This window comes from Streptomyces sp. NPDC032745 (assembly GCF_055579465.1).
In genome coordinates this window covers 103200-130179 of the sequence record NZ_JBVING010000016.1, presented here as the reverse complement: position 1 = coordinate 130179, position 26980 = coordinate 103200, and the positions used below count along the sequence as shown (strand labels likewise).

General features: G+C 71.7%; 27 protein-coding genes and 1 pseudogene. 17 read left to right on the top strand and 11 right to left on the bottom strand.

Features of this window, described 5'->3' with window-relative positions; all coding sequences use genetic code 11:
- Positions 1-79: 79 nt before the first annotated feature.
- The gene (locus ACZ5WG_RS32680; RefSeq protein ID WP_468727938.1) at positions 80-988 is read right to left on the bottom strand and encodes an aminoglycoside phosphotransferase family protein; all 909 of its coding nucleotides are present in this window, start codon (positions 986-988) and stop codon (positions 80-82) included.
- An 88-nt stretch (positions 989-1076) separates the two neighbouring features.
- On the opposite strand from ACZ5WG_RS32680, the gene ACZ5WG_RS32675 reads away from it, so the two are divergent.
- Together ACZ5WG_RS32675 and ACZ5WG_RS32670 are read left to right on the top strand one after the other, a co-directional pair.
- Positions 1077-1733: a class I SAM-dependent methyltransferase gene (locus tag ACZ5WG_RS32675; protein WP_468727937.1), complete on the top strand. Its 657-nt coding sequence runs from the start codon at positions 1077-1079 to the stop codon at positions 1731-1733.
- A gap of 83 nt (positions 1734-1816) precedes the next feature.
- The gene (locus tag ACZ5WG_RS32670) at positions 1817-2569 is read left to right on the top strand and encodes an ASCH domain-containing protein (RefSeq protein ID WP_468727936.1); all 753 of its coding nucleotides are present in this window, start codon (positions 1817-1819) and stop codon (positions 2567-2569) included.
- 39 nt (positions 2570-2608) lie between these two features.
- On the opposite strand, the pseudogene ACZ5WG_RS32665 reads toward ACZ5WG_RS32670, so the two are convergent.
- Positions 2609-3105 (bottom strand): annotated as a pseudogene (locus tag ACZ5WG_RS32665) (transposase); the annotation flags it as partial.
- 74 nt (positions 3106-3179) lie between these two features.
- Positions 3180-3590 carry a Fur family transcriptional regulator gene (locus tag ACZ5WG_RS32660; protein ID WP_133895739.1) on the bottom strand — a complete coding sequence of 137 codons (411 nt, stop codon included), beginning with the start codon at positions 3588-3590 and terminating at the stop codon, positions 3180-3182.
- Between the two features lie 216 nt (positions 3591-3806).
- Between ACZ5WG_RS32660 and katG the strand changes: the two genes are divergently transcribed.
- Positions 3807-6038, top strand: a complete 2232-nt coding sequence (gene katG / locus ACZ5WG_RS32655; RefSeq protein WP_468727935.1) for a catalase/peroxidase HPI — start codon at positions 3807-3809, stop codon at positions 6036-6038.
- 60 nt (positions 6039-6098) lie between these two features.
- Here the strand turns inward: katG and ACZ5WG_RS32650 are convergent, their stop codons facing one another.
- A complete protein-coding gene (locus tag ACZ5WG_RS32650; protein WP_468727933.1) occupies positions 6099-6590 on the bottom strand; it encodes a DUF6194 family protein in 492 nt (163 codons plus the stop codon).
- A 62-nt stretch (positions 6591-6652) separates the two neighbouring features.
- On the opposite strand from ACZ5WG_RS32650, the gene ACZ5WG_RS32645 reads away from it, so the two are divergent.
- The 5 genes from ACZ5WG_RS32645 (at position 6653) to ACZ5WG_RS32625 (ending at position 13780) form a co-directional block, all read left to right on the top strand.
- Positions 6653-7399, top strand: a complete 747-nt coding sequence (locus tag ACZ5WG_RS32645) for a MerR family transcriptional regulator (RefSeq protein ID WP_468727932.1) — start codon at positions 6653-6655, stop codon at positions 7397-7399.
- Between the two features lie 103 nt (positions 7400-7502).
- Positions 7503-8444, top strand: coding sequence for a DUF5996 family protein (locus tag ACZ5WG_RS32640; protein ID WP_468727931.1), 942 nt, complete (start codon positions 7503-7505; stop codon positions 8442-8444).
- 63 nt (positions 8445-8507) lie between these two features.
- Positions 8508-10553, top strand: a complete 2046-nt coding sequence (locus ACZ5WG_RS32635) for a SpoIIE family protein phosphatase (RefSeq protein ID WP_468727929.1) — start codon at positions 8508-8510, stop codon at positions 10551-10553.
- 230 nt (positions 10554-10783) lie between these two features.
- Positions 10784-12421 (top strand): hypothetical protein, encoded by a 1638-nt coding sequence (locus ACZ5WG_RS32630; RefSeq protein WP_468727928.1) that lies wholly within the window; start codon positions 10784-10786, stop codon positions 12419-12421.
- A gap of 192 nt (positions 12422-12613) precedes the next feature.
- Positions 12614-13780, top strand: a complete 1167-nt coding sequence (locus ACZ5WG_RS32625; RefSeq protein WP_468727927.1) for a copper resistance D family protein — start codon at positions 12614-12616, stop codon at positions 13778-13780.
- 165 nt (positions 13781-13945) lie between these two features.
- On the opposite strand, the gene ACZ5WG_RS32620 is transcribed toward ACZ5WG_RS32625, so the two are convergent.
- Positions 13946-14806 carry a LysR family transcriptional regulator gene (locus tag ACZ5WG_RS32620; RefSeq protein ID WP_468727925.1) on the bottom strand — a complete coding sequence of 287 codons (861 nt, stop codon included), beginning with the start codon at positions 14804-14806 and terminating at the stop codon, positions 13946-13948.
- A gap of 70 nt (positions 14807-14876) precedes the next feature.
- Here ACZ5WG_RS32620 and ACZ5WG_RS32615 point away from each other — a divergent pair, with 70 nt between their 5' ends.
- Entirely contained in the window at positions 14877-15815 is a 939-nt protein-coding gene (locus tag ACZ5WG_RS32615; protein ID WP_468727924.1) for an EamA family transporter, read from the top strand.
- Between the two features lie 58 nt (positions 15816-15873).
- On the opposite strand, the gene ACZ5WG_RS32610 is transcribed toward ACZ5WG_RS32615, so the two are convergent.
- Positions 15874-17082, bottom strand: a complete 1209-nt coding sequence (locus ACZ5WG_RS32610) for an MFS transporter (RefSeq protein ID WP_468727922.1) — start codon at positions 17080-17082, stop codon at positions 15874-15876.
- Between the two features lie 129 nt (positions 17083-17211).
- Between ACZ5WG_RS32610 and ACZ5WG_RS32605 the strand changes: the two genes are divergently transcribed.
- The gene (locus tag ACZ5WG_RS32605) at positions 17212-18195 is read left to right on the top strand and encodes an ArsR/SmtB family transcription factor (protein WP_468727921.1); all 984 of its coding nucleotides are present in this window, start codon (positions 17212-17214) and stop codon (positions 18193-18195) included.
- A gap of 4 nt (positions 18196-18199) precedes the next feature.
- On the opposite strand, the gene ACZ5WG_RS32600 is transcribed toward ACZ5WG_RS32605, so the two are convergent.
- Complete coding sequence (locus ACZ5WG_RS32600) at positions 18200-19156, bottom strand: GlxA family transcriptional regulator (protein ID WP_468727920.1); 957 nt, start codon at positions 19154-19156, stop codon at positions 18200-18202.
- Between the two features lie 206 nt (positions 19157-19362).
- Between ACZ5WG_RS32600 and ACZ5WG_RS32595 the strand changes: the two genes are divergently transcribed.
- From ACZ5WG_RS32595 to ACZ5WG_RS32575, 5 genes are all read left to right on the top strand, one after another.
- Complete coding sequence (locus ACZ5WG_RS32595) at positions 19363-20031, top strand: DJ-1/PfpI family protein (protein ID WP_468727919.1); 669 nt, start codon at positions 19363-19365, stop codon at positions 20029-20031.
- Between the two features lie 62 nt (positions 20032-20093).
- Positions 20094-20576 (top strand): hypothetical protein, encoded by a 483-nt coding sequence (locus ACZ5WG_RS32590; RefSeq protein ID WP_468727918.1) that lies wholly within the window; start codon positions 20094-20096, stop codon positions 20574-20576.
- A 2-nt stretch (positions 20577-20578) separates the two neighbouring features.
- Positions 20579-20899 carry a DUF3817 domain-containing protein gene (locus tag ACZ5WG_RS32585; protein ID WP_468727917.1) on the top strand — a complete coding sequence of 107 codons (321 nt, stop codon included), beginning with the start codon at positions 20579-20581 and terminating at the stop codon, positions 20897-20899.
- Positions 20900-20909: 10 nt separating this feature from the next.
- Positions 20910-22418: an APC family permease gene (locus ACZ5WG_RS32580; protein WP_468727916.1), complete on the top strand. Its 1509-nt coding sequence runs from the start codon at positions 20910-20912 to the stop codon at positions 22416-22418.
- A 25-nt stretch (positions 22419-22443) separates the two neighbouring features.
- Complete coding sequence (locus ACZ5WG_RS32575) at positions 22444-22872, top strand: universal stress protein (RefSeq protein WP_468727915.1); 429 nt, start codon at positions 22444-22446, stop codon at positions 22870-22872.
- A gap of 52 nt (positions 22873-22924) precedes the next feature.
- Here the strand turns inward: ACZ5WG_RS32575 and ACZ5WG_RS32570 are convergent, their stop codons facing one another.
- Entirely contained in the window at positions 22925-23137 is a 213-nt protein-coding gene (locus ACZ5WG_RS32570; RefSeq protein WP_468727913.1) for a hypothetical protein, read from the bottom strand.
- Between the two features lies 1 nt (position 23138).
- Here ACZ5WG_RS32570 and ACZ5WG_RS32565 point away from each other — a divergent pair, with 1 nt between their 5' ends.
- Entirely contained in the window at positions 23139-23276 is a 138-nt protein-coding gene (locus ACZ5WG_RS32565) for a hypothetical protein (RefSeq protein WP_468727912.1), read from the top strand.
- A 62-nt stretch (positions 23277-23338) separates the two neighbouring features.
- Here the strand turns inward: ACZ5WG_RS32565 and ACZ5WG_RS32560 are convergent, their stop codons facing one another.
- From ACZ5WG_RS32560 to ACZ5WG_RS32550, 3 genes are all read right to left on the bottom strand, one after another.
- Positions 23339-23719 (bottom strand): VOC family protein, encoded by a 381-nt coding sequence (locus ACZ5WG_RS32560; RefSeq protein ID WP_468727911.1) that lies wholly within the window; start codon positions 23717-23719, stop codon positions 23339-23341.
- Between the two features lie 122 nt (positions 23720-23841).
- On the bottom strand, positions 23842-24747 hold the full coding sequence (locus ACZ5WG_RS32555) for a hypothetical protein (RefSeq protein WP_468727910.1): 906 nt from the start codon (positions 24745-24747) through the stop codon (positions 23842-23844).
- Positions 24748-24782: 35 nt separating this feature from the next.
- Positions 24783-26222: a hypothetical protein gene (locus ACZ5WG_RS32550; RefSeq protein ID WP_468727909.1), complete on the bottom strand. Its 1440-nt coding sequence runs from the start codon at positions 26220-26222 to the stop codon at positions 24783-24785.
- Positions 26223-26375: 153 nt separating this feature from the next.
- On the opposite strand from ACZ5WG_RS32550, the gene ACZ5WG_RS32545 reads away from it, so the two are divergent.
- Complete coding sequence (locus tag ACZ5WG_RS32545; RefSeq protein ID WP_468727908.1) at positions 26376-26978, top strand: putative glycolipid-binding domain-containing protein; 603 nt, start codon at positions 26376-26378, stop codon at positions 26976-26978.
- The last annotated feature ends 2 nt before the right edge of the window (positions 26979-26980 follow it).

The following is a 26980-nucleotide window of genomic DNA, read 5'->3' as shown; positions in this document are numbered from 1 at the left end:
GGCGTTCCGACAACGCGGCGAGGTGCCGCAGCTGTCGTCGTGCGCCCGCCGGGGATTACGGGACAGCCCTTGGGCGGCCTCACCGTGCAACGGCGTCGGCGAGAATCGCCTCGAGGCGTGCCCGGCATTCGGCGACGAAGGCGGGGTAGGTGTGCCAGTAGTACGAGATCCCGCTCACGGCGACCGCGATCGCCCAGGCTCGGGCGCGGGCCCAGGTCGGTTCGTCGAGGTCGAGGGTGTTCCAGTAGGCCTGCCGTGCTCGGGCCGGCAGGTCCCAGACCGTGGCGTGCTCGGCGTCGGGACAGCCGACCGACAGGGCTCCGAAATCGATGACCGCGTGGAGCCTGCCCGCCCGCACCAGGAGGTTGGTGGGCTTGAGGTCCCCGTGCAGCCAGACGTGGGGCCCGGACGGCTCGGGCAGCACGAGCGCGGTTCGCCACAGCTGTTCCAGTGCCTCGATGTCGAGCTCCGAACCCACGGTGGTGCGGCAGTCGTCAAGGCTCTTGCCGAACCACTCGTCGCAGGCCTGCAGGCTGCCTCCGCGGTACCAGCTGAGGTCATCCGTGCGGGTCGCCCCCATGAGGCCGATGCCGTGGAGCTCCCGTACGACCGCCGCCAGGTCGGCTCCGAAGGCGGTCCAGTCCCGGACGGTGTCCGGGCCTGCCTCATCGCCGTCGAACCAGCGGTAGACCGACCAGGCGAACGGGAAGGCGCCGGTGGGCGTCCCGGCGTGGACGGGCTCGGGGACGGGGCACGCGAGGCGGGGTGCCAGGCGCGGGAGCCACTCCTGCTCCTTGCGCACGGACCGGGCGCTGTCGGCGGTTCTGGGAAGTCGCACGACCAGATCGTCGCCGAGCCGGTACATGACGTTGTCCGTGCCGGCACCGGCGGGCGACAGCGGCAGGCCGGCCCACTCCGGGCGCTGTGCCTCCAGCAGTGACCTGACGAGCGCCTGGCCGATCGGGACCTCATTGTGGTGAAGCGTCACATCCGTAGCTTCTCTGCCGGATGGGGCGGCGGGCCAGTGGTTTTCGTTCCACGGTGCGTTGTCGGTGCCGGCTGGCATGATCCCTGCCATGTCTGATCCCACCCGTGCCATTTCCGAGTACTGGGACGCCGCCGCGGCCGCGTTCGACGATGAGCCGGATCACGGCCTGCGCCAGGAGCACACCCGCACCGCGTGGGCCCGGCTCTTGAGGTCCTGGCTCCCCGTCGGGCCGGCCGATGTTCTCGATGTCGGCTGCGGTACAGGGTCGTTGTCCCTGCTGCTGGCCGAGGCCGGGCACCGGGTCACCGGCGTGGACCTGGCGCCCCGGATGGTGGAGCAGGCCGAGGCCAAGCTCACGGCCGCGGGCTTCGCGGGCCGGTTCCTCGTCGGCGACGCCGCCGTTCCGCCGACCGGGCAGGAGCGCTACGACGTCGTTCTTTCGCGGCACCTGCTGTGGACCCTGCCCGACCCCGGGGCCGCGCTCCGGGAGTGGGTCGCGCGCCTCGGCCCGGGAGGCCGGCTGGTTCTGGTCGAAGGGCGGTGGCGTGAAGCGGGCCAGAGCGGCGTTCCGTACGTCGCGGGAGCCGAGTCGCTGCCCTGGCACGGTGGTATCACCGCCGAGGACCTGGCCGCCGCCGTCCGTCCCCTCGTATCGAGTCTGCGCATCGAACCGCTCGGCGGGGACCCCGACCTGTGGGGCGGACCCGTCACCGACGAGAGGTACGCGCTGATCGCCCGGGCCTGATCCACGAGCCTCGGCTGGTGCTCTGATCGCGAACGTTCACCGGGTTACATGGATTGGGGGCGTGTATGAGTAGTGTCTGTTGGATGGACAGCACGATGAATCTGCCGACGGAAGAAGATCTGGAGCTGGTCGAGTTCGCCCAGCGCGTTGTTGAGACCAACGGTGACGGTGAGGTGCACACCGTCGGGGCAGCCGTGCGAGACGCACAGGGCCGGATGTTCGGTGGTATCAACCTCTATCACTTCACTGGCGGACCTTGCGCGGAGTTGGTGGCGCTCGGGCATGCGCGTGCTGCGGGAGCACGTGACCTAACGGCGATTGTTGCCGTCGGTGACACGGGACGCGGCGTGCTCGCGCCGTGTGGCCGGGACCGGCAGGTCCTGCTGGACTACCACCCAGGTATCCGCGTCCTCGTGCCGGCAGCTGGTGGCATTCGCAGTGTCGCGATCACCGATCTCCTGCCTCATGCTTATGTCTGGGGGGAGCAGTCCGCAGCGTCTGACGGAGCGCTGTGCTCGGCCGCGATGCAGGCCCTGCATTTCCATCCCACCTATCTCGAGGCTGTACGCACTGGGCGGAAGACGACCACGGTGCGGTTCCGCGACCCAGTAGAGACGGGCCCGGTGAACATGGTGTTCGAGTTGGATGACGAGGTAGTGCTGTCCGGTGTGGTCACTCAGATCACTTCCAAGAGCGTTGCCGAGTTGACCGAGGCGGACGCTATCGCCGACGGGTTTCGTGATCTCGCCGAGCTGCAAGACAGGCTGCGGTTCCACTACCCCGACATCAAGTCAACCGATGACGCCACCATCGTTCACTTCCGTCTGACGCGTTGACTGCATCCGCCATCGAGCGAGCGAGGCGCTCGGCCTTGTTCATGCAGCTCCTTGCACGGGTCGGCCGCCCCACCGGATGGCTCTCTCGCTGCGGATGCGGGCACGTTCGCGTCGTTGGGCGGCGAGGATGTCGGGGTGGCGGGCGTTCTTGTTGCGCCAGCGCAGGTAGGCGTGCAGGACCCTCGTCTGAACGGTGTGGTTGGGGTGGTGGGAGTTGGCCAAAGTGAACTGCCGCAGCGGCCCGAAGTGAGCCTCAATGGGGTTGGCCCAGGACACGCAGGTCGGGGTGAAGCAGAGCTCGACCTTGTTCTTGGCCGCCCACCGCTTCATCCGCCAGTTCGTATGGGCGAGAGGTTGTCGAGGATCACGAAGATCGGAGCGCCGTCCGGACGAGCGGCTCGGATCGTCCGCATGGCCGCCCAGGTGTGGTCGATCCCCTTGCGGCGCCGGTTGACGCCCCACATCTGGTCGTCGCCGACGGAGTAGCAGCCGTGGAAGTAGGTAATGCCGTGGGTGCGGCGGAACGCCGCCGGCAGCTCCCCATGCCAGTCGAAGTCGTCACATGCGACCAGCACAACGAGCAACCCGGCAAGCCTTCCCGGTCACAGCACTAGGCGCAGGACGGGCACAGTCCGCGGTAGGTGACCTCGGCCTTGGACACCGTGAAGCCGAAGCGTTCCTCCGGCGGGAGGCCTGCCAGGGGATCGCCCGTCGGGTGGACGTCGCGGATGGTGCCGCAGCGGGAGCACACCAGGTGGTGGTGCGGGTGGTGCGCGTTGGGGTCGTACCGCTTCGCCCGGCCGTCCGTGGACAGCTCCACCACCTCACCGAGGGCGACCAGCTCGCCCAGCGCGTTGTAGACGGTGGCGCGCGAGATCTCCGGCAGCCGCTCCACCGCGCGGGCATGCACCTCGTCGGCCGTCAGGTGCACGTGGTCCCCGTCGAGTACCTCCGCAACGACACGCCGCTGGGAAGTCATCCGCCAGCCACGCCCGCGCAGTCGTTCCAGCAGGTCACTCATGTCGGTTCACCCGTTCAGGTTCGGTGGGGCACTCGGAGTTTGGAGACGGGTCCGGATCCCTATTGGTTATGGGTTTGGTGTGCTTCTTGACTTGGATTGCGTCCATCGTAGGATCGGTTCGGTCGGCAGCCAACCCTCAAGACAGCCGCGCCCGTTCACCGCTTCCGCCACCGCACTTCCTTAGCAGCGTGATCCGCCCGGTTTGGAAGGATTCCCATGTCTGAGAACCATGATGCAAACGCCGTAGACGCGAGGACGGAGGGCGGAGGTGGGTGCCCGGTCGCGCACGGGCGCGCCGCGCACCCGACGCAGGGCGGCGGAAACCGCCAGTGGTGGCCCGAGCGGCTCAACCTCAAGATCCTCGCGAAGAACCCCGCCGTGGCGAACCCCCTCGGCGAGGCGTTCGACTACGCCGCGGCGTTCCAGGCCCTCGACCTCCCTGCGGTGAAGCAGGACATCGCGGAGGTGCTGACCACCTCGCAGGACTGGTGGCCCGCTGACTTCGGCCACTACGGCCCGTTCATGATCCGCATGGCGTGGCACAGCGCCGGCACCTACCGGATCAGCGACGGCCGCGGCGGTGCCGGGGCAGGACAGCAGCGCTTCGCCCCCCTCAACAGCTGGCCGGACAACGGCAACCTCGACAAGGCCCGTCGCCTGCTGTGGCCCGTCAAGAAGAAGTACGGCCAGAGCCTCTCCTGGGCCGACCTCATGATCCTCACCGGCAACGTGGCCCTGGAGCAGATGGGATTCGAGACCTTCGGCTTCGCCGGCGGCCGCGCGGACGTCTGGGAGCCCGACGAGGACGTGTACTGGGGTCCCGAGACCACCTGGCTCGGCGACGAGCGCTACACCGGCGACCGTGAGCTGGAGAACCCCCTCGGCGCGGTCCAGATGGGCCTCATATACGTCAACCCGGAGGGTCCGAACGGCAACCCCGACCCGCTCGCCGCGGCCCGCGACATCCGCGAGACGTTCCGCCGGATGGCGATGAACGACGAGGAGACGGTCGCCCTGATCGCGGGCGGCCACACGTTCGGCAAGACCCACGGCGCGGGGCCCGCGGACCACGTCGGCGCCGACCCCGAGGGCGCTCCGATCGAGCAGCAGGGCCTCGGCTGGAGCAGCAGCTTCGGCACCGGCAAGGGTGCCGACGCGATCACCAGCGGCCTCGAGGGCATCTGGACCAACACCCCGGTGACCTGGGACAACAGCTTCTTCGAGATCCTCTTCGGCTACGAGTGGGAGCTGTTCCAGAGCCCTGCCGGTGCGAACCAGTGGCGGCCGAAGGCAGGCGCCGGAGCGGGCACCGTCCCCGACGCCCACGACGCGTCGAAGAGTCACGCCCCGACGATGCTGACGACGGACCTCTCGCTCCGCCTCGACCCGGCGTACGAGCCGATCTCGCGGCGCTTCCTGGAGAACCCCGCGGAGTTCGCGGACGCCTTCGCCCGCGCGTGGTTCAAGCTGACGCACCGCGACATGGGACCGATCGTGCGCTACCTCGGCCCCGAGGTCCCGTCGGAGACACTGCTGTGGCAGGACCCCCTGCCGGCCGTGACGCACGCGCTCGTCGACGCCGAGGACATCGCCTCCCTCAAGAGCAGGATCCTCGCCTCGGACCTGTCGGTGTCCCAGCTCGTCTCCACTGCGTGGGCGTCGGCCTCCTCCTTCCGCGGCAGCGACAAGCGCGGCGGCGCCAACGGCGCACGCATCCGCCTCCAGCCGCAGAGCGGGTGGGAGGTCAATGAGCCCGACCAGCTGACGACGGTGCTGCGCACCCTCGAGGGCGTCCGGCAGTCCTTCAACTCGGCCCAGACCGGCGACAAGCAGGTCTCGCTCGCCGACCTGATCGTGCTCGCCGGTGGTGCGGGCGTCGAGCAGGCCGCGAAGAACGCGGGCTTCGACGTGGAGGTCCCCTTCACCCCGGGCCGCGCGGACGCCTTGCAGGAGCAGACCGACGTGGAGTCGTTCGCGGCGCTCGAGCCGGTCGCCGACGGCTTCCGCAACTACCTGGGCAAGGGCAACCGGCTGCCGGCCGAGTACCTGCTGATCGACCGGGCGAACCTGCTGACGCTGAGCGCCCCCGAGATGACGGTCCTCGTCGGTGGGCTCCGCGTGCTGGGCGCGAACCACCAGCAGTCGTCGCACGGCGTGCTCACCACGACCCCCGAGTCGCTGACCAACGACTTCTTCGCCAACCTGCTCGACCTGGGCACCACGTGGACGGCGACGTCCCAGGACGCGAACACGTTCGAGGGCCGCGATGCCACCACGGGCGAGGTCAAGTGGACCGGAACCCGCGCCGACCTCGTCTTCGGATCGAACTCCGAGCTGCGTGCGCTCGCCGAGGTGTACGCGAGCGACGACGCGAAGGAGAAGTTCGTGAAGGACTTCGTCGCCGCGTGGGACAAGGTGATGAACCTCGACCGGTTCGACCTCGTCTGATCGTGGCGTCCGGGCCGGTCGGCCCTCACCGGCCGACCCGTCCGGGCGCCCTCGTTCCCTTCACCCCTGCGGGCCGCGCTCCCCCGTCACCGCGCCCGTACGCCGCTCGTGGCGCGCACGCGCCAGGTGGTGGGCGTGGCGCAGCAGTTCACGCAGGGCCGCATCCGTGCGCCGGCCCGGGTTCACCACGGCGAGCCAGCCGAGAGATCCGTAGACGGGGTGCGCCGTGACGGTGTCCGTGGCACCGGGGTCGTCGTCGGTGGCCGGGTCCCGCGGCGCACGGCCCGTCCAGCGGATGAACTCCTCCCTCCCGGCGGCGACGTTGACACGGAACGTGTCGGGCCGGTCCAGGCGCGACGATCCGTCGCCCGGGTGGTCCTTCGCCACGATCGTCGCAAAGGGCTGGGCCGCTGTCGGGACGACGCCGTCGGGCGAGTGGTGGAAGAACGTGTCGCCCCAGCTGATCTCGGGCGATCCGTCGCCGGGTCCGGGCCTGACGGCCAGGACTCCGTCGAGGGCGCCCACGAAGTCGATGATCTCGTCGATGGTCATGTCCGCAAGCGTTTCATTAAAGTGCTTGTGGAGACTTCGGCCGCAGTACGCAGGAGAGATCGGTGCCAACCCTCAAATCGTCGGTCATGCGGACGGTCGATGTCGCGCGGCGGGCCGGCTACTCGGTACAGCAGATCCGCAACCTCGAGCGCGACGGCGTGCTGCCGCCCGCGGTGCGCACCGCTGCGGGTTACCGGGTCTACGGAGAGGTCCACCTGAACTCCGCGCTGGCCTACCGGGCCCTCGCGGCCGGTACGGGCCCGGTGGAGGCCAAGGGGATCGTGCGCGCCGCCCACGAGGGCCCGACCGCTCGACTGCTCGCGCTGCTCGACGCGGTACACGCCCGGCTCGCCCGGGAGCGTACGGATCTGGGGCTCGCCAAGGAGGCCGCCGGGGCGATCTCGGCCGAGCCGATCACCGACGTACGCCCGGCGGACGCGATGGGCGTGTCCGAGCTCGCGGCGGCCCTCGGGGTACGCGCCTCGACCCTGCGGCACTGGGACGCGGAGGGGCTCGTGATCCCCGACCGGCTCTCCGGACGGGGAACCCGCCGCTATTCACCGGCGCAGGTCCGCGATGCCAGGATCGTCCACCAGCTGCGCAGCGCCGGGTATCGCATCGATCCGCTGCGCACGCTGATGCCGCAGCTGCGGGACGGGCGCGGATGGGAGACCGTGGAGGCCGCACTCGCGGCCCGGGAAGCGGGCATCGAGACCCGCTCCCGTGCCCTTCTCGACGCCTCGGCCGCCCTCCGGGCCGTCATTGACCTCGCAGATCAGGCCACGGCGGACCGGCCGACTTCGGCGTAACGCATCCGCGCGCCGTACGCCGTGCCGGGAATTTGCCCGGCGGCGGGGTGAAGATGTCGGTGTCCGGGCCGCGAGGCGTAGTGCAACGAGCTGAGGATGCTCAGTGGACCTGTTCCCTGCAATTCCGCTGTCGGAGTGGCGAGACTCCAAGGAGACACTGCACCGGTTCACCCAGATCGTCGGCAAGATCCGGCTGGCGAGCAGTGCGCGGCGCAACCACTGGTGGAATGTCCCGTTCCATGTCACTGGGCGGGGTGTGACGACCCGCCCGATGGGCGGGACCCACGGCAATCCGGTCTTCACGGTGGACTTCGACTTCGTCGACCACCAGTTGACCGTGTCGTCTCTCGACGGCTCGACCGCTTCCTTCCCGCTCGTCGGCCAGTCCGTGTCGTCGTTCCACCGCGAGACGCTCGCCGCTCTCGACAGGATCGGCGTGGCTGTGACCATCGCGCACCCCCGCCCGTACGGTCTGCCCGGCACGCAGCGGCCGTTCGCCGAGGACACGGAGCATGCTTCCTACGATCCGTTCTGGGTCAACCGCCACTGGCAGGTGCTCAGCCAGGTCGGCCTCGTCCTGGAGGAGTTCGCCTCCGGTTTCTCCGGGAAGATCAGCCCGGTGCACCTCTTCTGGCATTCCTTCGACATCGCGGTCACCCGGTTCTCCGACCGTTTCGTCGAGCTGGGGGCGAGTGTCGACCCCGTGACCCGCGAGGCCTACTCGCGCGAGGTCATCAGCTCGGGCTTCTGGTTCGGCGACGACGCCTCGCCCCGGCCTGCTTTCTACGCCTACGCCGCGCCGGAGCCGGACGGCCTGACCGGGCATCCGCTGCACCCGGCGGCCGCACGCTGGGCCGAGCGGGGCACGAGCCGCCTGGCCGTGCTGGACTACGACGAGGTCCGGGGCAGCGCGAACCCGCGGGAGACCGTCCTCGATTTCTACGAGTCCCTGTACCGAACCGCAGCCGGCCTGGCCGGCTGGGACGTCGAGCGCCTAGCCTGCCCCGGCGGCATCACCGATCCCCTGGCCCGTGAACAAGCGTAGAGAGGGGTGTTCCAGGTGAGCCGAAGCGAGTCGACCGCCCCTCTGAACGGGCCGGAGGCTGCGATGTTGGACGCCCTGTTCAGCCAGTCCCCCGTGGGCTTGCACCTGCTGGACACCGAACTGCGCATCGTACGCGTCAACACCGCCACGCCCGCCATGCAGGGCGTGCACGTGGAGGACATCGTCGGGCACCGTTTCGACGAGCTCTACGGGGTCGTCGACGCCGACGAGGCCATGGACCTCGCTCGTGGAGTGCTGGACAACGGTGTGGCCGTGGTGGGCCACCTCCTGCGGGCGCACCGCCTGACCGATCCCGGCACGGAGCACTTCTACGAGGTCTCCGTCTTCCGCCTCGAGTCGCCGTCCGGGGAGGTGCTCGGCCTCGCCGTGGCCGTGGTCGAGGTCACCGAGCGGGAGAAGGGGCGTGCCCGCACGGAGGTGCTCCGCATCGCCGCCGAGCAGGTGGGACGAACGCTCGACGTGATGACCACCTGCCAGGAGCTCGTGGACGTCGTGGTGCCGCGGGTGGCCGACGTCGCGGTCGTGGAAGTGGTGGACGCCGTCCTGCGGGGCGACGAGCCCCCGCTCGCTCCCCTCCCGCGCGAGGTTCCACTGCGCCGCGCCGCGTTCCGCAGCAGCGGCGCCGGCGGCGGCAGCGGCCGCGCCGACGAGCCGCAGGCGCATCCGCTGGGCGACGTACGCGCCCTGCCCGCCCCCACGCCCTACACACAGGCCCTTTCCGACCTGCGGCCCCGCGCTGTCGCCCTGGACGGCGGCCTCCCGTGGCTCGCGGCGGATCCGGACCGCGCGGAGGCGATCCGCGCAGCGGGGGCCCATCACCTCATCACGGCCCCGCTCACCGTACGGGGCACCGTGCTGGGCCTGATCAGTCTCTACCGGACGCGGCAGCCCGAGGCGTACGACGAACAGGACGTCGCTCTCGTGCTCCAGCTGGCGGACCACACGGCGCTGTGCATCGACAACGCCCGCCGCTACACACGCGAGCACACCATCGCCGCGACCGTCCAGCGGCAACTGCTCCCCCGCCGCCCCGCCTCCCACACGGCGCTGGAGACGGCGTACCTGCTCCTGCCGTCCGACAGTGGAGTGCAGTGGTACGACACCGTCCCCCTGTCCGGAGCCCGTACGGCACTGGTCGTGGGCGGGGTCGTCGGCCAAGGGGTGCACTCCGCGGCCGTCATGGGACAGCTGCGCACGGTGGTCCGCTCCCTGACCGCGTTCGGCCTGGAGCCCGACGAGCTCCTCGCCCGGCTGAACGACACGGCGACGTTCCTGGCAGCCGAGCGCGCGGCCCTGCCGACCGCCGACCCGGTGCACCGCCAGGCGTTCGCCGCGCGCTGCACGTACGCCGTCTACGACCCGCTGACCCGGATCTGCACGGTCGCGGGAGCCGGCTCCGCGAGTCTCGTCGTCATCCACCCGGACGGAAGTACCGAGAACCGTGACGTGCCGTCCGGGGCCCGGTTGGGGAGCGCCGAGGGAACGCCCTTCGCCGCGACGGCCTTCGAGATCCCGGAGGGCAGTCTCCTGATCCTCTCCGACACCCCGCTGCCGACCCTGGAGCCGCCCGCCGACCCGGACGTCTTCCGGCGCATGCTCGCCCAGCCCGGCCGCCCCTTGGAGGACCTGCGCGACGAGGTCCTGTACGCGTTCGCGGGCGGTGCCCAGGCCGGCCCCACCGCGCTCCTGCTCGCCCGTACGGGCTCCTTTCCCGCCGACCGGGTGGCCGTCTGGCCGCTGCCGGACGCCCCGACGGCCGCCGCCACCGCCAGACGCCTGGTCCGGGGCCGGCTCGTCGACTGGAACGTGGAGGAGGAGACGGCCTCCGACACCGAGCTCATCGTCAGCGAGCTCGTCACCAACGCCGTCCGTTACGGAAGTCCGCCGCTGGAGCTGCGCATCATCAACGACCGCGCCCTCACCGTCGAGGTACGTGACAGCAGCCGGTCGGCTCCGCACCTGCGCCACGCCGGCGTCGTCGACGAGGGCGGCCGCGGGCTGTTCATCATCGCCGAGCTCGCGCAGGCCTGGGGTACCCGGTACACCGCCGACGGCAAGACCATCTGGACCGAGCAGACTCTCCAGTAGCCTCCTCCACGAGGCCGGCCTCCCGCTCTCCCGCCCACCTGGTACCGCCTCGCCCCCGATTGTCCGCCGGGCCCCGACGGACCTCGTGGATTCGCGGCGGTCAAACAGGGCCGCCCCCGTGATCAAGGCCCTGCGGCTGTGTACTCTGAGCGAGCTTTCGAACCTGTTCAAGCGTAAACCGAAATGGGGGGCCGGTGCGCAATCGCCGACTCGTAATGTCCGCTGCCGTCGTGGCAGCCAGCGTGGGTCTCATACCGGGGGTGGCGCAGGCCGGGCCGGCCACGCCGGGCACCGCGGGCACGCACGGGGTGACCGTGCCCGACGTGGACCTGAACAAGGCCGCGGCGTCGAACTTCACCACGTTCAAGAGCCCTGCCGAGCAGACGGTCCAGACCTCGTCCGCCGCCAAGGCCAACGGCAAGGGCGCTGCCTCCCCGCAGGCGGAGGGCACCGCCGCGTCGGAGCCGACGGTCGCCCTGACCGCCAAGGGCACCAGCGCGCGCGGGATCAGCCTGGACGTCGCCGTCACGAGCGACCCGGGCACCGCGCTCTCGGTCAACGTCGCCTGGGGTGACGGCACCAGCGTGACGTTCGGCGCCAACGGGCCGACCAACTCGACGGAGACGCACTCCTACCCGGAGATCGGCTCGTACACCATCAAGGTCACCCTGTCGGACGGCTCGGGCGAGCGGGCCGTCAACCAGCTGCCGGTCGTGACGCCCGGCTCCGACTTCACCCCGTACACGCCCACCCGCCTGCTGGACACCCGCAACGGTACGGGTACGCCGCAGCAGGGCAAGGTCCCCGCCTACGGCACCACCCGGGTCAAGATCTCCGGCAACGGCGCGATCCCCGCAGGTGTCACGGCCGTGGTGCTGAACGTCACCGCCACCAACACCACCAGCGGGGGCCACGTCACGGTCTGGCCCGAGGGCAGCGAGCGTCCGACCACGTCGAACGTCAACTTCTCGGCCGGCCAGACCGTCCCGAACCTGGTGATCGTGCCGGTCAACAAGAACGGCTACGTCGACCTGTACAACGGCGGCTGGGAGTCGGTCGACCTGATCGCCGACATCACCGGCTACTTCACCCGCACCTCGTCCAGCGGCTACACCCCGCTGGCCCCCTCGCGCTTCCTCGACACCCGCGAGGGCCTCGGCCAGGTCGCCGGCCAGGGCACCATCGGCGTCCAGATCACCGGCAAGGGTGGCATCCCGTCAGGCGCCACGGCCGTCGCGCTGAACGTGACCGTCACCAACCCGCGCGAGGACGGCCACCTGACGGTCTTCCCGAGCGGCGGGTCGGTCCCGACCACGTCCAACCTGAACTTCCGCGGTGGCCAGACCGTCGCCAACTCGGTCATCGTGCCGGTGGGTCCCGACGGCTCGGTCAAGGTCCGCAACGGCGCCTGGAAGGGCACCGACGTCATCGTCGACGTGGTCGGCTACTACAGCCAGGACAGCCAGGGCGCCTACCTGCCGTTCCTGCCGGAGCGGCTGCTCGACACCCGCGACCCGGCGGACTGGCCGTACGGCCAGCTGGAGGGCCAGGGCTACATCTACATGCCGCTGTCCACCACGCGCCCGAGCAACACGGCGTACGTGCTGAACAGCACGGTCACCAACACCCGGGGCGACGGTTACCTCACGGTGTCCCCCGACCCGAACAGCCTGTACGACTACGACAACGGCTGGGAGATCTGGCCGACGCCGCCCAACTCCTCCAACCTGAACTGGAAGAAGGGCAACACCGTCCCGAACCTGGTCCAGGCGGGCATGGGCAACAACGGCATCGTCGACTTCTGGAACCGCGGCTGGGACAACATCGACCTCGTGGTCGACATCTTCGGTGTCTACCAGACGAACTGATCCAGGCGAATCGATTCGCCATCAGGTGTGAACGACAGCGCCCCGGGACGGCCCTTGCGGCCGCCTCCCGGGGCGCTGCGCGTGTTCCCCCGCTTCGGCCGGCCAGGCGGGTGGTGGCGGGGCGGGCAGGAGCCCCTTTCTTTACCAGCGCTTTATACTCACACCATCTTTATTTAGGTTAGCCTCACCTTCATGAATCATGCGGACCTCGCTGCGGCTGCGGCCTACACGACGCCTCCCCTCTGGCGGATCCTGACCAAGACCGGCTACTTCGTCGGTCTGAGCGGCGCCATCGGCTCGACCGTCACGTACGCGGCATCGGTACGTGCCGGCCTGCGAGCCCCGCAGAGCGGGGCCGACGACGTCGTGGCTCTGCAGCGGCGGACGTCGGCGTACCTGGCGTGGGCCGGGGTGGTGCTGCTGGTGGCGGGGTACTTCCAGCTCGCCGGGCGTGTGGCACGGGCCGGCAAGGGCATGCCCTTCGGGGACGCCCTCGCCCCCGGGCGGATCTCGGACTTCCTGAACGCACCTGCGGCCAAGGGCGCCTGGGTGGCCCAGGGCACGATCTACGTCTCCCAGAACGTCATCCTCGTACTCACGGCCGCCGCGCTGCTCTCGCTGTTCACCGCAGCCGGCCGCCGTCACCTCAACACGGTCGCACTGACCGCACTCCCGCTGTCCCTGGCCATCACACTCATCGGGGCGATCCCGGCCACCGCGCCCAAGGACTCCGAGAAGTGGCTCGACCTCGCCTTCGGCCAGACCCACATCATCAGCGGCACCGTGTGGGTCGGCGGCCTGGCGCTGCTCCTCGCCCTCGCCGGCACCCGAAGCCGCCTGAGCGAGAACGCCGGCCTGCTGTGGGCGGACATCTGGCGGCGGTTCGGTCTCGTGGCCCTGGTGAGCGTCGCGGCGGTGCTGATATCCGGGCTGTGGTTGTCCTGGAAGCACGTGGGCAGCGTGGGCCAGCTGTGGACGACGACTTACGGCGTCTTCCTCCTCATCAAGACCCTGCTGGTGCTCGCGATGGTCGCGGCCGGCGCCGTCAACCAGCTCTGGCTGATGCCGCGCATCGTCCAGGCCCGTCAGGCCGATGCTTCGGCCCCCCTCCTGCACCTGACGCTGCGCCACTTCCCGAAGGTCGTCTGCGCCGAGGTCGTGCTCGGGGCCGCCGTCCTGGGCATCGTCCCCTTCCTCACCGGCTCCGCCCGCTCCGAGGCCGGCAGCCCGGCGCCCGTCGCAACCGGCAGCATCTTCGCGGTCGGCGCCCTGCTCGTCCTCACCCTCGCCGCGTCGCTGTACGTCACGGCCAAGGCCTCCGACGCCCTCGCGCAGCGCCAGATCGCCGCAAGTTCCTGATCCGACGCCAGGTAGCGAATCGTTTCTGCCCGGCCCGGACCGGCCCTGTGGGGCGGGGTGTTACCGGTGCTCGGCCGGCCTCTTCGCCCGCGCCGACCGGTCAGGACCCCTTCGCGCAGGGCCCGTGCCCGCCCGGTCCGAGAGGTTGCGTCCCTTCCACCCTGCTCAGCGGCCCGCCACGACCTCGCGGGCCAGCGCCACCAGATCCGGGATCGCCGGATGCCCCGGCGGGCCGCTGCGCCAGGCCAGCAGGAGGGGGACCGGCGGGACGTCCCTCAGCGGGAGGTAGGCGATCGCCGGGTGCGTGTGCATGCGGGGCGTCGCCGACGTCGAGATGCCCACCGCGCGGCCTGCGGCGATGGCCGTCAGCCACTCGTCGGTGTTGGTGACCTCGATCGTCGCCGTCGGGCGGGCGTCCGCCGGCCACAGGTCCAGCGTGGTCGTCCCGGCGACCGTGTTCAGGGCGACCGGCCACGCGGCGAGGTCCGCCGGCGTGACTGCCTCCCTGTCCGCGAGGTCGCTGCCGGCCGGCACCACGGCCACCCGCTCCTCCGTCAGCAGCTGCACGGTGACCAGCCCCGGCTCCGTCACCGGCCCGCGCAGCAGCGCCACGTCCACCTTGCCCCGGGTGAGCCCTGCGAGGCGGTCGTCGATTCGGCGCAGCTCCAGCGGCGTGTCGGGGTGCAGCTCGTCCCAGCGCCTCAGCAGCGGAACGGTGTAGTCCCCGAGCGCGGCCCACGGGTGCCCGAGCCTCAGCGGCCGGGCCGTCAGGGCGCCGGGGTCGAGGGCCGCGTCGACGGCGGCCAGCGCCGCGGCCGCCCTGTCCCGGAACGTACGGCCCTCCGGCGTCAGCTCCAGGTGGTGGGTGGAGCGGTCGACCAGGCGTACGCCCAGGTGGTCCTCGAGCTGGCGCAGGGTACGGGAGAGGGCGGGCTGGCCGGTGTGCAGCCGGGCCGCGGCGCGCGTGATCGCACCCTCCTCGGCGATGGCGAGGAAGGCCCGCAGGTGGCGCAGCTCCATGGTCATGCCTGCCAAGCATAACCACTGCACACATCGGCATTTCACGCCGAACGGCCGGGTCCCTAGCGTGAGGGGCATGACGAATTCGACGGTCACCTCTCCCTCGCGGGGATCGACGGCGGGCGCTCTCGTCCGCACACCCCCGGGTGTCGGCAGCCTCGGCGGGATCGGCCTGGTCCTGGCGGGCACGGTCTCGGTTCAGTTCGGCTCCGCCGTTGCCGCCCTGCTCTTCCCGCGGGCCGGCGCGCTGGGCGTGGTGTCGCTGCGCGTGACGCTCGCGGCGCTGCTCCTGCTGCTCGTGTGCCGCCCCCGGCTGCGCGGTCACTCCCGTACGGACTGGGCCGTCGCCGGCGCCTTCGGAGTCGCCCTCGGCGGCATGAACATCCTCTTCTACCAAGCCATCGACCGGATCCCGCTGGGCCCGGCCGTCACCCTGGAGGTTCTCGGTCCGCTGCTGCTGTCCGTGGTCGCGGCGCGCCGCATGCTCAGCCTGCTGTGGGCCGGCCTGGCCCTGGCGGGGGTCGTCCTGCTGGGCGGGGGCGGATTCGCCGGACTCGACCTCGCGGGGGCCGGCTTCGCGCTCGCGGCGGGGGCGATGTGGGCGGCGTACATCGTCTTCAACGCCCGGGCGGGAGCCCGCTTTCCACGGCTGGACGGCCTGGCCGTCGCCATGGCCGTCGCAGCGCTGATGACCCTGCCGCTGGGCATCGGCTCGGCGGGCGGCGCGCTGCTTCAGCCGGACGTACTGGTGCTGGGACTGGCGATCGCGGTGCTGTCCTCGGGGCTGCCGTACGCACTGGAGCTGCTGGCGCTGCGGCGGCTGCCTGCGGCGACCTTCGCGGTGCTGATGAGCCTGGCGCCGGCGATCGCCGCGCTGGCGGGCCTCCTGGTGCTGGGGCAGACACTGTCGGCGCTGGAGTGCGCGGCCATTGCACTGGTGGTGGCGGCGAGCGCAGGGGCGGTCCGTACCGGGGTCCGCACCGGGGTCCGCACCGGACGCTCGGGGCGTACATGAAGACGTACGGCACGCAAAGGACCCCGCACCGGGCCCTCGGCTCCGTCGGTGCTCCGTGTCATCCGGCGGTCGTCGACCCCGAAGGCGGCTGCGCGGATCGGCTCCGCCGGGCCCGCAAGGGCAGGGGGAGCGCCGCGAGGTGGCGGGCCAGGGCCAGTGCGGCGAGCAGGGCCACGAGCACGCACACGCCCGACCACCCGGCCCGGCCGTAGAGGCGTACTCCGATCCAGGAGCCCGCACTGCCGCCCAGGTAGACACAGGTCATGTAGGCGGTGTTCAGCCTGCCGCGGGCATCGGGGCGCACGGCGAAGACCCGTGCCTGGTTGGCGACCATGCCGGACTGCATCGCGAGGTCGAGCAGGAGCGTGCCGATCGTCAGGGCGGTCAGCCCCGCCACTCCGCCCGAGGCGCCGGCGGTGAGCACCACGGCGGAGAGGAGGACCCCGAGCAGGCAGAGGAGGTTCACCGGGTCGGAGCCCCTGCGGTCCACCAGGCGTCCGGCGAGCGGGGTACAGAGCATGGTGGCGGCCCCGACGAGGGCGAGCATCCCGACCGCCTGGCTGCCCAAACCGTAGGCCGGGCCGGTGAGGAGGAGCGCAAGGCAGGTCCAGACGGCGGAGAACCCGGCGAAGACCGAAGCCTGGTAGATGCAGGAGCGGCGCAGCTCCGGCTCGGCGCGCAGCAGGCGCAGCGGCTCGGTGAGCAGTGTCCGGTACGGCTCGCGCGAGGTCCCGGCCGTGGCCGGTACCCGGCGGCTCAGGACGGCCGCCAGGAGCAGGACGACCATCCCGGCCACCAGGTAGGGGACCCGCCACCCCAGCCATTCGCCGAGCGTCCCGCTGAACGTGCGGGCCAGCAGCATGCCGCCGATGGACCCGCTCAGCAACGTGCCCATCACCGCGCCGCGGCGGTCGGCGGCCACGAGCCCGGCCGCCAGCGGGGCGATGACCTGCGCGGCCACGGTGGTGACCCCGATGAGACCACTGGCGGCGACGAGGAGCGCCAGGGTCGGTGCGCAACCCGCGGCCAGAAGGCCCAGGCCGGTGAGGGCGAGCAGGGTGACGAGGAACGGGCGGTGCGCAAGCCGGTCGGCCAGCGGCACCAGCAGGAAGATCCCTGCCGTGTAGCCGACTTGAGTGGCGGTGACCACCATGGAGGCCGCGTCGGGAGACGTGTGCAGTCCGGCGGCGATCAGCGGAACGATCGCTTGCGGGAAGTAGAGGTTGCCCACGGCGACGGCGCAGGTCACGGACAGGATCAGAACCATCCGGCGGGTCATGTCAGTCCACCGGCCCGTCGTCGGGCGTGGCTGTACCCCATGCAGGAGTTGTGTGCGTCATGTGCGGAAGTCCACGGCACCCGCGTTCCGCTGCCAATCGATGTAGCGTACTGCTTAATGATCAGCTTCGTACTGGGCGTAGAGGACCTCGCGGACACCCGGTTCGCGCTCTCGCCCCTGAGCGAAACCGTCTTCAGTCTGCGGGTGTTGCGCGACCCGGGCCTGTCGGCGGTGCACCTCCCGTGGCGCAGGTCCGTCCTCGGCCGGCTCGACACGCTCGACACCGGCCTGCTGATGTCCTTGGTGGCCCAGCGGCTCACCCTTCCCGACTTCCTGACCCCGCGGCCGACGGGCTTCTCCCCCGCCTTCGAAGAGGAACTGGCCGTCGTCCGCGAGGCCTCCCCGGACCTGGTGCGCCGCGACCTGTCGGCCGCCCACGCGCCGGATCCACTGCCCGAGGCCCTGCGCGCTGCCATCGCCACGGACGATGCGCCGGTGCTCGGGCTCCGCGATGCGATCTGTGATCTCCTGCAGCGGTACTGGGAGATCGCCGTCAAGCCGATGTGGCCGCAGATGAGGCTGCTGCTGGAAGCCGACATGACCTACCGGGCCAGGCAGTTGGCGATGGGCGGCGCCCGCCTGCTGTTCGCCGGAATGCATCCGAACCTGCGCTGGCAGGACGGTGTGCTGCACATCGACAAGATGATCCATACGCACCGGGTCACGGCGTCCGGTCGCGGGCTGCTGCTCGTGCCCTCCGTGTTCGTCCACAAGCCCGCGCCCCCGGTCAGCCCCGAGGAACCACCGCTGCTGATGTACCCCAGTCGTGGAGTGGCGACGATGTGGGCCCCGGCGCCGACGGCCGACGCATCCGCTCTCGTGGCGCTGCTCGGCGCGCCCAGGGCCCGGCTGCTCCGCCTCCTCGCCGAACCGCTGCCCACGGTCGAGATCGCGCGCCGTTTCCGGGTCACCCCGAGCGCCGTGTCCCAGCACCTGCGCGTCCTGCACGCCACGGGTCTGGTCCACCGGGCCCGTGACGGACGGCAGGTGCTGTACCGGCGCAGCCCGCTGGGCGACCAGTTGGCCGGCCCGCATTCCTGATCGCCTACTGCGCGGCGGCCTGGCCCTGGAAGGCGCGCCGGTAGGCGTGGGGGCTGGTGCCGGTGATCCGCCGGAAACGGTCCCGGAAGGCCGTCGGTGAACCGAAGCCGACCTGCGAGGCGATCCGCTCCACCGGGTGGCCGGTGGTCTCCAGCAGGTACTGGGCCTGGCGGATCCGGGCGCGGTGCAGCCATTGCAGGGGCGAGGTCCCGGTCTGCTCGCGGAAGCGCCGGTTGAGCGTGCGTACGCTGATCCCGGCCTCGGCGGCGATCTCGTCGAGGGTCAGCTCGTGATGGGCCGTGTCCTCCATCCAGCGCAGCAGGGGCTCGAGCGTCGAACCCTGGGGGGTGGGCGGCTGGGCGTGCACGATGAACTGTGCCTGTCCGCCCTCGCGTTCCAGCGGCATCACCGCAAGCCGGGCGGCGTCCGCCGCCACGGCCGAACCGTGGTCGCGCCGGATCAGGTGCAGGCACAGGTCGAGTCCGGCGGCGGCGCCGGCCGAGGTGAGGAACTGCCCGTTGTCGATGTAGAGCACATCGGCATCGACCTCGATCTCCGGGTACCGGGCCGTCAGGACGGGTGCGGCCACCCAGTGGGTGGTGGCGCGCAGTCCGTCCAGCAGCCCCGTCGCGGCGAGCACGAAGGCGCCGACGCAGATCGACGCGATCCGGGTGCCGCGGGCGGCGGCCTCGCGCAGGGCGTCGAGGACCTCTGGCGCGACGGGCGCGTCGAGGTCGGCGACGCCGGGGAGCACGATGGTGTCCGCCTCGGCGAGGGCGTCCAGCGACCAGGGCGCCCTCAGCGCGAACGCACCGGCGTCCACCTCGCCGGCGGGCGCGCAGACGCGGACGCGGTAGGCCGGGCGTCCGTCGGGCAGCCGGGTACGCCCGAACACTTCGACGGGGGTGGACAGGTCGAAGGGGATGACCCCGTCCAGCGCGAGTACGGCCACGGTGTGCATGGCCGAACTCTAGGCCTTCGCCGGATTCCGGCCAAGGCCACTCAGGGGCCGTTCAGCTCGCATCGCCCTCTGTACCGCCCTGGCGGGAATCTGTTGGGCCCTGGCAATTCCGCCACTGTCCGATCGGTCCGGCGCTGCATACCGTCGGTTCCGGCATCTCCGGCCGACCTACCGGGGTGCCGGAACCACAGAGAGGACTTCCCCTGATGCTGTGCCAGATCGTGCTCTTCGACGGCTTCGACCCGCTGGACGTGATCGCCCCGTACGAGGTGCTGTACGCCGGATCGACTGCCGCGCCCGGGCAGCTGAGCGTCGAGCTCGTCTCGGCGCAGGGCCCTCGCGAGGTGCCCTCCGGGGCGGGGCTGCTCACGCTGCGGGCCACCGCCCGTCTCGATCCGCAGCAGGCCGGCCTGGTCCTCGTACCGGGAGCGGTGGGGCCGCTCGGCAACCCGGCTGATCCGGCTGCCCCCGGCCCCGCGGACACGATCCCCGCCCTGCTGGCCCGTACGGCCTCCAGCGGGCTGCCCGCCCTGCTCAAGGAGGCCCTCGACCGGCCGGAGACGATCGTGGCCACCGTCTGCGGAGGCTCGGTGCTGCTGGCGACGGCCGGGTTGATCGAGGGCCGCCACGTCACCACCAACCACCTGGGGCTGGGCCTGCTGGCCGCCACCGGTGCGGTCGCGGTCGACGCCCGTGTCGTCGACGACGGCGACCTGGTGAGCGGCGCGGGTGTCACCTCCGGCCTCGACCTCGCCCTGTACCTGCTGGAGCGCGAGGTCGGGCCGCGCATCGCCCATGCCGTGGAGCAGCTGTTCGCGCACGAGCGCCGGGGGACGGTGTGGCGTGCCGCGGGACCGGTACCCGCTGCATTCTGACGCGCCGTCCCGCCCGTTCCGCCCACCGAGCACCGAGCCCCGAGCACCCCGGAATCGCACCCGTGACGAAACTCCTCCTCGCCGTCCACGTCCTGGCGGCCATCATCACCATCGGCCCGGTCACCGTGGCCGCCAGCATGTTCCCGCCCGCCGCCCGCCGGGCCGCTGCCGCCCCGGACGACCCGTCCGGACTCGCCACGGTGCGCACCCTGCACCGGATCTGCCGGGTCTATGCGGGGATCGCCGTCGCCGTCCCGGTGTTCGGGCTCGCGACGGCCAACAGCCTCCACGTCCTGGGCAGCGCCTGGCTGATCACCTCGATCGTGCTGACCGCGCTGGCCGCCGCCGTCCTCGCCGCCCGTATCCTGCCCCGCCAGGGCGCGGCCCTCTCGGCCCTCGGCGGGCCGGCCGGCGGCGCGGCGGAATCCGACGCCGTACTGCGCAGCGCCCGACAGCTCGGCATGTACACGGGCCTGTTCAACCTGCTGTGGGCCACCGTGACCGTTCTGATGATCATCCGCCCCGGGTCCACCACAGGAGCCTGACCATGCAACCGCCCAGCCGGCTCCTGCGCGTCAGCGCCCGCATCGAGCTGCTCTCCCTCGCCGTTCTGCTGGTCAACCTCGCCACCGTGCACCAGCAGGCGCTCGCCTCGTTCCCCGGGCCGCTCCACGGCTGCGCCTACCTGATCGCCATCATCTCCACCGCCACCAACGGCGCCACCGCAGGCGGCCGCGGGCCCGGTGCCGACCGTACGGCGACGCTCCTCGCCCTGATCCCGGGCATCGGAGGCATGCTCGCGGTGCGTCGCCTGGCCGCGGCCCCCCGGACAGCGCACGCGCCTCGCGCAGCGTCGCCCGGTGCATGACGATGCCTGTATGGCCCAGGACAGTGCCGGCGGCGCAGCGGGTGCAGAGATCCCGAACGCGGAGCTCAAACACAACGCGATCGGTTTCCTCGACGCGCTCGTCATCGGCCTGAACTCCACCTCGCCCGCCTACTCGCTGGCCGCCGTCATCGGGCCGATCGTGGCGCTGGCCGGGATCTACGCGCCGGGCATCATGCTGGCGTCGTTCGTTCCGATGCTGCTGATCGCCGCCGCCTTCTACTACCTCAACAAGGTCGACCAGGACTGCGGGACCACGTTCTCCTGGGTGACGCGGGCCATGGGCCCCTGGGCGGGCTGGCTCGGCGGCTGGGCGATCACGATGACCGGCGTCCTGGTCATCGGCTCGCTGGCCGACGTCGCCGTCAACTTCGGCCTGCTCGCCGCCGGCCTCGACAGCTGGGCCGCCAACCCGGTGATCCGGCAGACCCTCGCCGTCGTGGTGATCCTCGCCATGACCGCCATCTGCGTCATCGGCACCGAGCTGTCGGCCCACCTCCAGGACATCCTGATCCTCGCCCAGGTCTTCTTCCTCCTGGCCTTCGCGGTGGTCGCCATCTACCGGATCTACGCCGGCACCAGCACCCTCGACTCCATCGAGCCGTCCCTCAGCTGGCTCAACCCCTTCGGCGCGGGCGGCGCCGCCCTCACCGGCGGGCTGCTGCTCGGCGTGTTCATCTACTGGGGCTGGGAGTCCGCGGTGAACCTCACCGAGGAGGTGGAGAATTCCGCCACGGCGCCCGGCAAGGCCGGGATCTGGTCCACCGTGGTCCTGTTGGTGACCTACCTGTCCGTGGGCTTCGCCATCGTGGGCTACGCCGGAACCGCCTTCCTCGCCGAGAACGCGGGCGAGGAGGAGGCCATCTTCGCCGTGCTCGCGCACGAGGTGATGGGCGGCTGGGACTGGATGGTGCTCCTGGCCGTCTGCACCTCCGCGCTCGCCTCCACCCAGACCACGATCATCCCGGCCTCCCGGACGGCCCTCTCCATGGCGCGGCGGCACGCACTGCCACCGCAGCTCGCACACATCCACCCGCGGTTCCTGACCCCGGACGTGAGCACGTGGTGGGTCGCCGGCATCGCCATCGCCTGGTACCTCATCGTCAACCAGATCAGCGAGAACGCCCTCCTGGACTCGCTGACGGCGCTCTCCCTGCTCATCGCCTTCTACTACGCGCTGACCGGTGTGGCCTGTGCCGTCTACTACCGCCGCCACCTGCTGGAGAACCTGCACAACTTCCTGCTCATCGGCCTCGGGCCGCTGATCGGCGCGGCCCTGCTGGCGTGGCTGCTGGAGGAGTCGATCAGCGACATGTCGAATCCGGAGAACTCGGCCAGCGGGGTCTCCTGGCTCGGTCTCGGCCCACCGCTGGTGATCGGGATCGGGATCGCCGTGGTCGGCGTACTGATCATGTGCTTCTGGCGGGTACGGGACGGCAGGTTCTGGCGGGAGCGGCGGGGCGTCGTCGATCCGGATCTCGTCCACGGCAGGAAGCCGTAGCCCGGCGGTCCGGAAGGAGTCCCTGATGTCTGTGGTCCTGGGGTACGACGAGTCACCCGGCGCGGAACGGGCCCTGCAGGTGGCGCTCGAGGTCGCCGCCGCGTTCGGCGAACCGCTCGTCCTCGTCTACGGTGCCGCCGCGCCGGGCGCCGCCGGGGAGGAGTACGTGGCGCACCGGGAAGCCGTCCGCCAGGCAGGCCGCAGCGCCCTCTCGCGGGCCGTCGAGGCCGCCGACGAGGCGGGCGTCCCCTCGACCGTCGAGGTGGTCGACGAGAAGCCGGCCCAGGCCCTGCTCGACGCCGCGGAACGGCACCGGGCGCGGGTCATCATCGTCGGCAGCTGGGGGGACAGCCCGATCCGCGGCGCCCTGCTGGGCTCCACCCCGCACAAACTGCTGCACCTGTCGCCGGTCCCGGTCCTGTGCGTACCGACGCGGGGCGACACCGAGGAGTAGGCGCTGCGGACCAGGCGCGCCCGGCGGATCGGGCGGCGCGTGACGTGGCCCGTCACGTGGCGAGGGACGTGTCCAACTCGACGAAATCCCGGACGAGTTCCGATGTGCGGTCCCGGTCCGCGCTCCACGCCAGACAGACCTGGCTGTCGGCGATGTCCTCGACCGGTACGTGGGCCACGTCGGGGCGGGTGTAGAAGGTCACGACCGACCGGGGCAGGACCAGAACCCCCTCCTCGGCGGCCACGTATTCGAGTTTCTCCTCCACCGTGTTCACCCCCGGGCGCGGGCGCGCGGGCCGCGCGGGAGAGGTCGAGGAAGTCGCCGAGGCGTACGTCTACCTGCTGCGCCAGACCTTCGCCACCGGCACGGTGGTGACCGTCGACGGCGGGACCGTACTGGCCTGACCGGCCGTGGCAGCCGCCTCGCCGGCCTGACCGGCCGTGGCGGACGGCTCCGTGCCGTTCGGCTACATCCCGTTCGGCTGGAGCACGGAGAGGATGTTCCCGGCCGGGTCCTTGAACCATGCGATCGCGGGGCCGGGCGTCTCCCGGGCGATTCCCTTCGCGTCCTGGTCGAATCCCTCGTACCGCTCGAACGACACGCCGCGTGCAGCCAGTTCGTCGACGGCCCGGTCGATGTCGTCCACGGGGAAGTTCAGGACGGTGAAGGTCGCGGCCTCGTGATTCTCCTTCGGGTACAGCATGACGTCGGTGTTCCCCGCGAGGTGCAGGGTCAGCAGACCGTTGTCCTCGGACACCCGCAGTCCGAGCGTCTCGCCGTAGAAACCCCTGGCGCCCTCGATGTCGTCCACCGAGTAGCCGCTGAATCCCTTGCTGTCTCCCAGCATGGTGGTCGCCCTCCGTTCGCCGCAGGTCATCCGGCACCGGCCCCCTGACTCCAGTGTCCCTCCGATCTCCGCCTGCTGCCCGGCGGCAGGGCGTATGACAGGGGGCGGACGTCCGGCTCCCGTTACTCCTCCGCCCCCGGCAGCCCCGCCAGCCGGTCGGCGGCCGCATCGGCCTTCCGGCGCGCCGCACCCGCCGCGCGCGCGGCGTCCCGGACCCGGTCGGTGGCTTCGGCCAGGGCGCGCCGCGCTTCGGCCTGCCCGGTCCGCCCCTCGCGCAGCTGCCGCTCCAGCTCGGCGACACGCGCGTCGGCTTCGGCCAGGGCCTGGTCGTGGTCGCGTTGCTCCTGCTCGGCCTCGCGCAGTTCCGTCTCCCGTGCCCTTGCCCCGACGCGGGTCTCCTCGGCCGTGCGGCGGGCCTGTTCGTGCCGGGCCAGGCGCTGCTCCGCCGCGCGGGACGGCTTCGGTTTCGCTGGTTTCGCCGGGGCGCCGGCCCGGGTGACAGCGGGCTCCGGGCGTACGGGGGCCGTGTCGGGAAGGCCCGTGAAACCGACCGGTGGGGTCAGTGCGGTGGTCAGGCGTCCGCTCGACCACTGCTCGGCGGCGTCCGGATCGGCGAGGGCGGCGTGGAGGGTCTGCTCCACCTCGTGCGCGACGCCCTCGCCGACCGCCCGGCCCTCCTCCTCTGCCAGTTGCCGGGCGGTGCGCGCCAGTGCGGCCACCACCGCATGCCGCTGGTGGGACAGGTCCTTCAGCTGCGTGCCGTCCAACGACCGGTGGGCTCGGCGCAGCGCTTCGCCGAGTTCGAGGAAGGCGGCGACCTCCTTCGGGCGCCGCCGCACCAGCAGGTTCGAGGCGAACGCCGCCCGTGTGGGGCGCCGCAGTCCTGCGATGGCCGTGGCCGCCTGCGCCCGTCCGGCCTTCCGGGCCCTGGCCGCCCGCTCGTCCCGGGCCGCGGTGAACCGGTCCGGGACCAGTCCGTACAGCTCGTCGGCGACCGCATCCACATCAGCGTCAACGTCAACGTCCACGACATCCACCATGACGCACACCGGGTCCTGCGGCGTTACGGGCGCCGCCCCGCCAGTACGTCGCGCAGCCGGCGGGCCTCCCGTACCGACTGCGCCGAGCCCGGCCGCGCCGCAAGCGCATCGACCCCGGCGACGGTGCCGCGCGCGTCGCAGCCCTGCGCGCAGTCCGCAGCCAACGCCAGCAGCGGCACGTGCGGCCGGGACACCGCTCCCGACTCCACCGCCGCCAGCACACCGGGCAGCAGCGCGGCCAGCACCGGCCACACCTCGCCGGCGCCCCCGACGGCACGGACACCCGCACCCGCACCGGCGGCCCGGCCCAGCGACTCCGTCACCACGGGCAGCCGCAGGGTTCCCAGCAGCGCCAGCCGGGCCAGCTCGCCGCCCAGCAGCGCGCCGTCCAGCCGGCCCTGCGCGGCCAGGATCAGCAAGGCCTCGACGGCCGCCTTCCGGTCGGCGTCCGGGCGCGCGCCGAGCCCGTACGCCAGGGCCAGATGGACGGCGGGCCCGGCCGGGCCCGGGCTCTGCGCCAGCGCGGGCAGGAACTCGGGGCTGCCCGCCCTGTCCTGGTCGGCCGTGGCCGCGATCTCCGTGAGCAGCCGGGCCGCCACGATCTCGGGATGCCACGGCAGCGCGGCGGCGGCATGCCGCTCCCGGTGCCCCGACAGCAGGTGGTTGCAGCCGATCAGCGGCTCGAAACCGCGGAACAGCGACCAGAAGGGCCGGGGGAAGTCGCCCCGCCCGTCCAGGGGTTCGGTACCGACGAGGATCCGGCGACCCACCCGGGCGCCGTACCGACGGCTCGGCCGCTCCGGCTCCCCGGGCTCCTGCACCACGGCCGCACCGGGCTGCGGCAGACCGCCCCGGCGCAGCCAGGCGGCGATGCGCGGGCCCTCGGGCAGCGCCAGCTCGGCCGCCGCGCGTACGACGTCCTCGTCGGCGGGGCCGCCTCCGCTGCGCAGCAGCGCCTGCCCCAGGTCGGCGGGCCCGGGCCGGGCGCCTGCCTGCTCGTACTCGGTGAGCCGCATGACCAGGTCGAACGGGTCCACGGCGCCGTCGGCCCGGCTCGGCGCGGCCAGCAGCATCGGCACCGTCTCCCCGTACCGCAGCCAACCGCAGATCTCCGCGATCCGTGCGCCGACCACGTTGAGGACCGCCTCGTGCCAGCAGATCTCCAGCCACGGCACGGCCTCGTGCCGGTCGGCTGCCGCCCGCTCCTCGACCGGCCCTGCGGCGCACCGTACGACGGCCAGCAGCCGCGCGGCGGCGCGCACCCGCGGCTGATGGACGCCACCCCAGCGCTCCGCAACCGGGCGCAGCGCCCCGGCGAGTGCCTCTCGATCCCGTCCGGCCCACCGGACCACGGCGTCGAGCAGCGCTTCGTACGCCGTCACGCTTCCGCCGTCCGCGTCGATCAGCTCCGCGGCCGTTCGCGCCACGACGGCGAGCGGCGCGGGTACGGTTGCCTCGGCCACGTGCCCCACCGCTTCCCCTTCCCCTGTCCGCCCGGTATTCGGGCGGCGCGCGAGGATAACAAGCGGCCCACCGCGTCCGGCTGTCCGCCCCGTGGGGCGTGCCGAACTCGGTGGACGAGTCCCTCCCCCATCATCGTGCGGGAAGATCGCTTCATGGAAGATTTCGTACGCTTCACCCGCACTTGGCACGTTTCGGCCGGCAAGGGATACGACACCGCATGGGGGGAGTTCGAGGGAGACCGGCTCCACGCGCAGGGCCGGGCACTCGCCCTGGAGGGCGGCCCCTACTGGGTCGCCTACCGGCTCGAAACCGGGCCGCGTTTCGTCACCCGATCGCTGCACGTCAGCGTGGAGGGGCCGGGCCACGCGAGGCGCGACCTCGCGCTGTGCCGCGACGACGACGGGCGGTGGACGGTCGACGGGCAGGCGCGTGCCGAGTTCGGCGGCGCCCTCGACTGCGACCTCGGGCTCTGCCCGCTGACCAACACCATGCCCGTACGCCGCCACGGGCTCCACCTCGCCCGCGAACAGGGCCCCGCGCAGCAGTTCCTGATGGCCTGGGTGGCCGTACCGGAACTGACCGTGACCCCGTCCACGCAGACGTACACGCCGCTCGGCGGTCACCGGGTGCGGTACTCCTCCGGCAGCTTCCGCAGTGACGTGGAGTTCGACAGCACCGGACTCGTCCTCGACTACCCGGGGCTGGCCACCACCCACCCGGGCGAGGGCGCCGCCTACGGCGGCAACGACAGCTGACG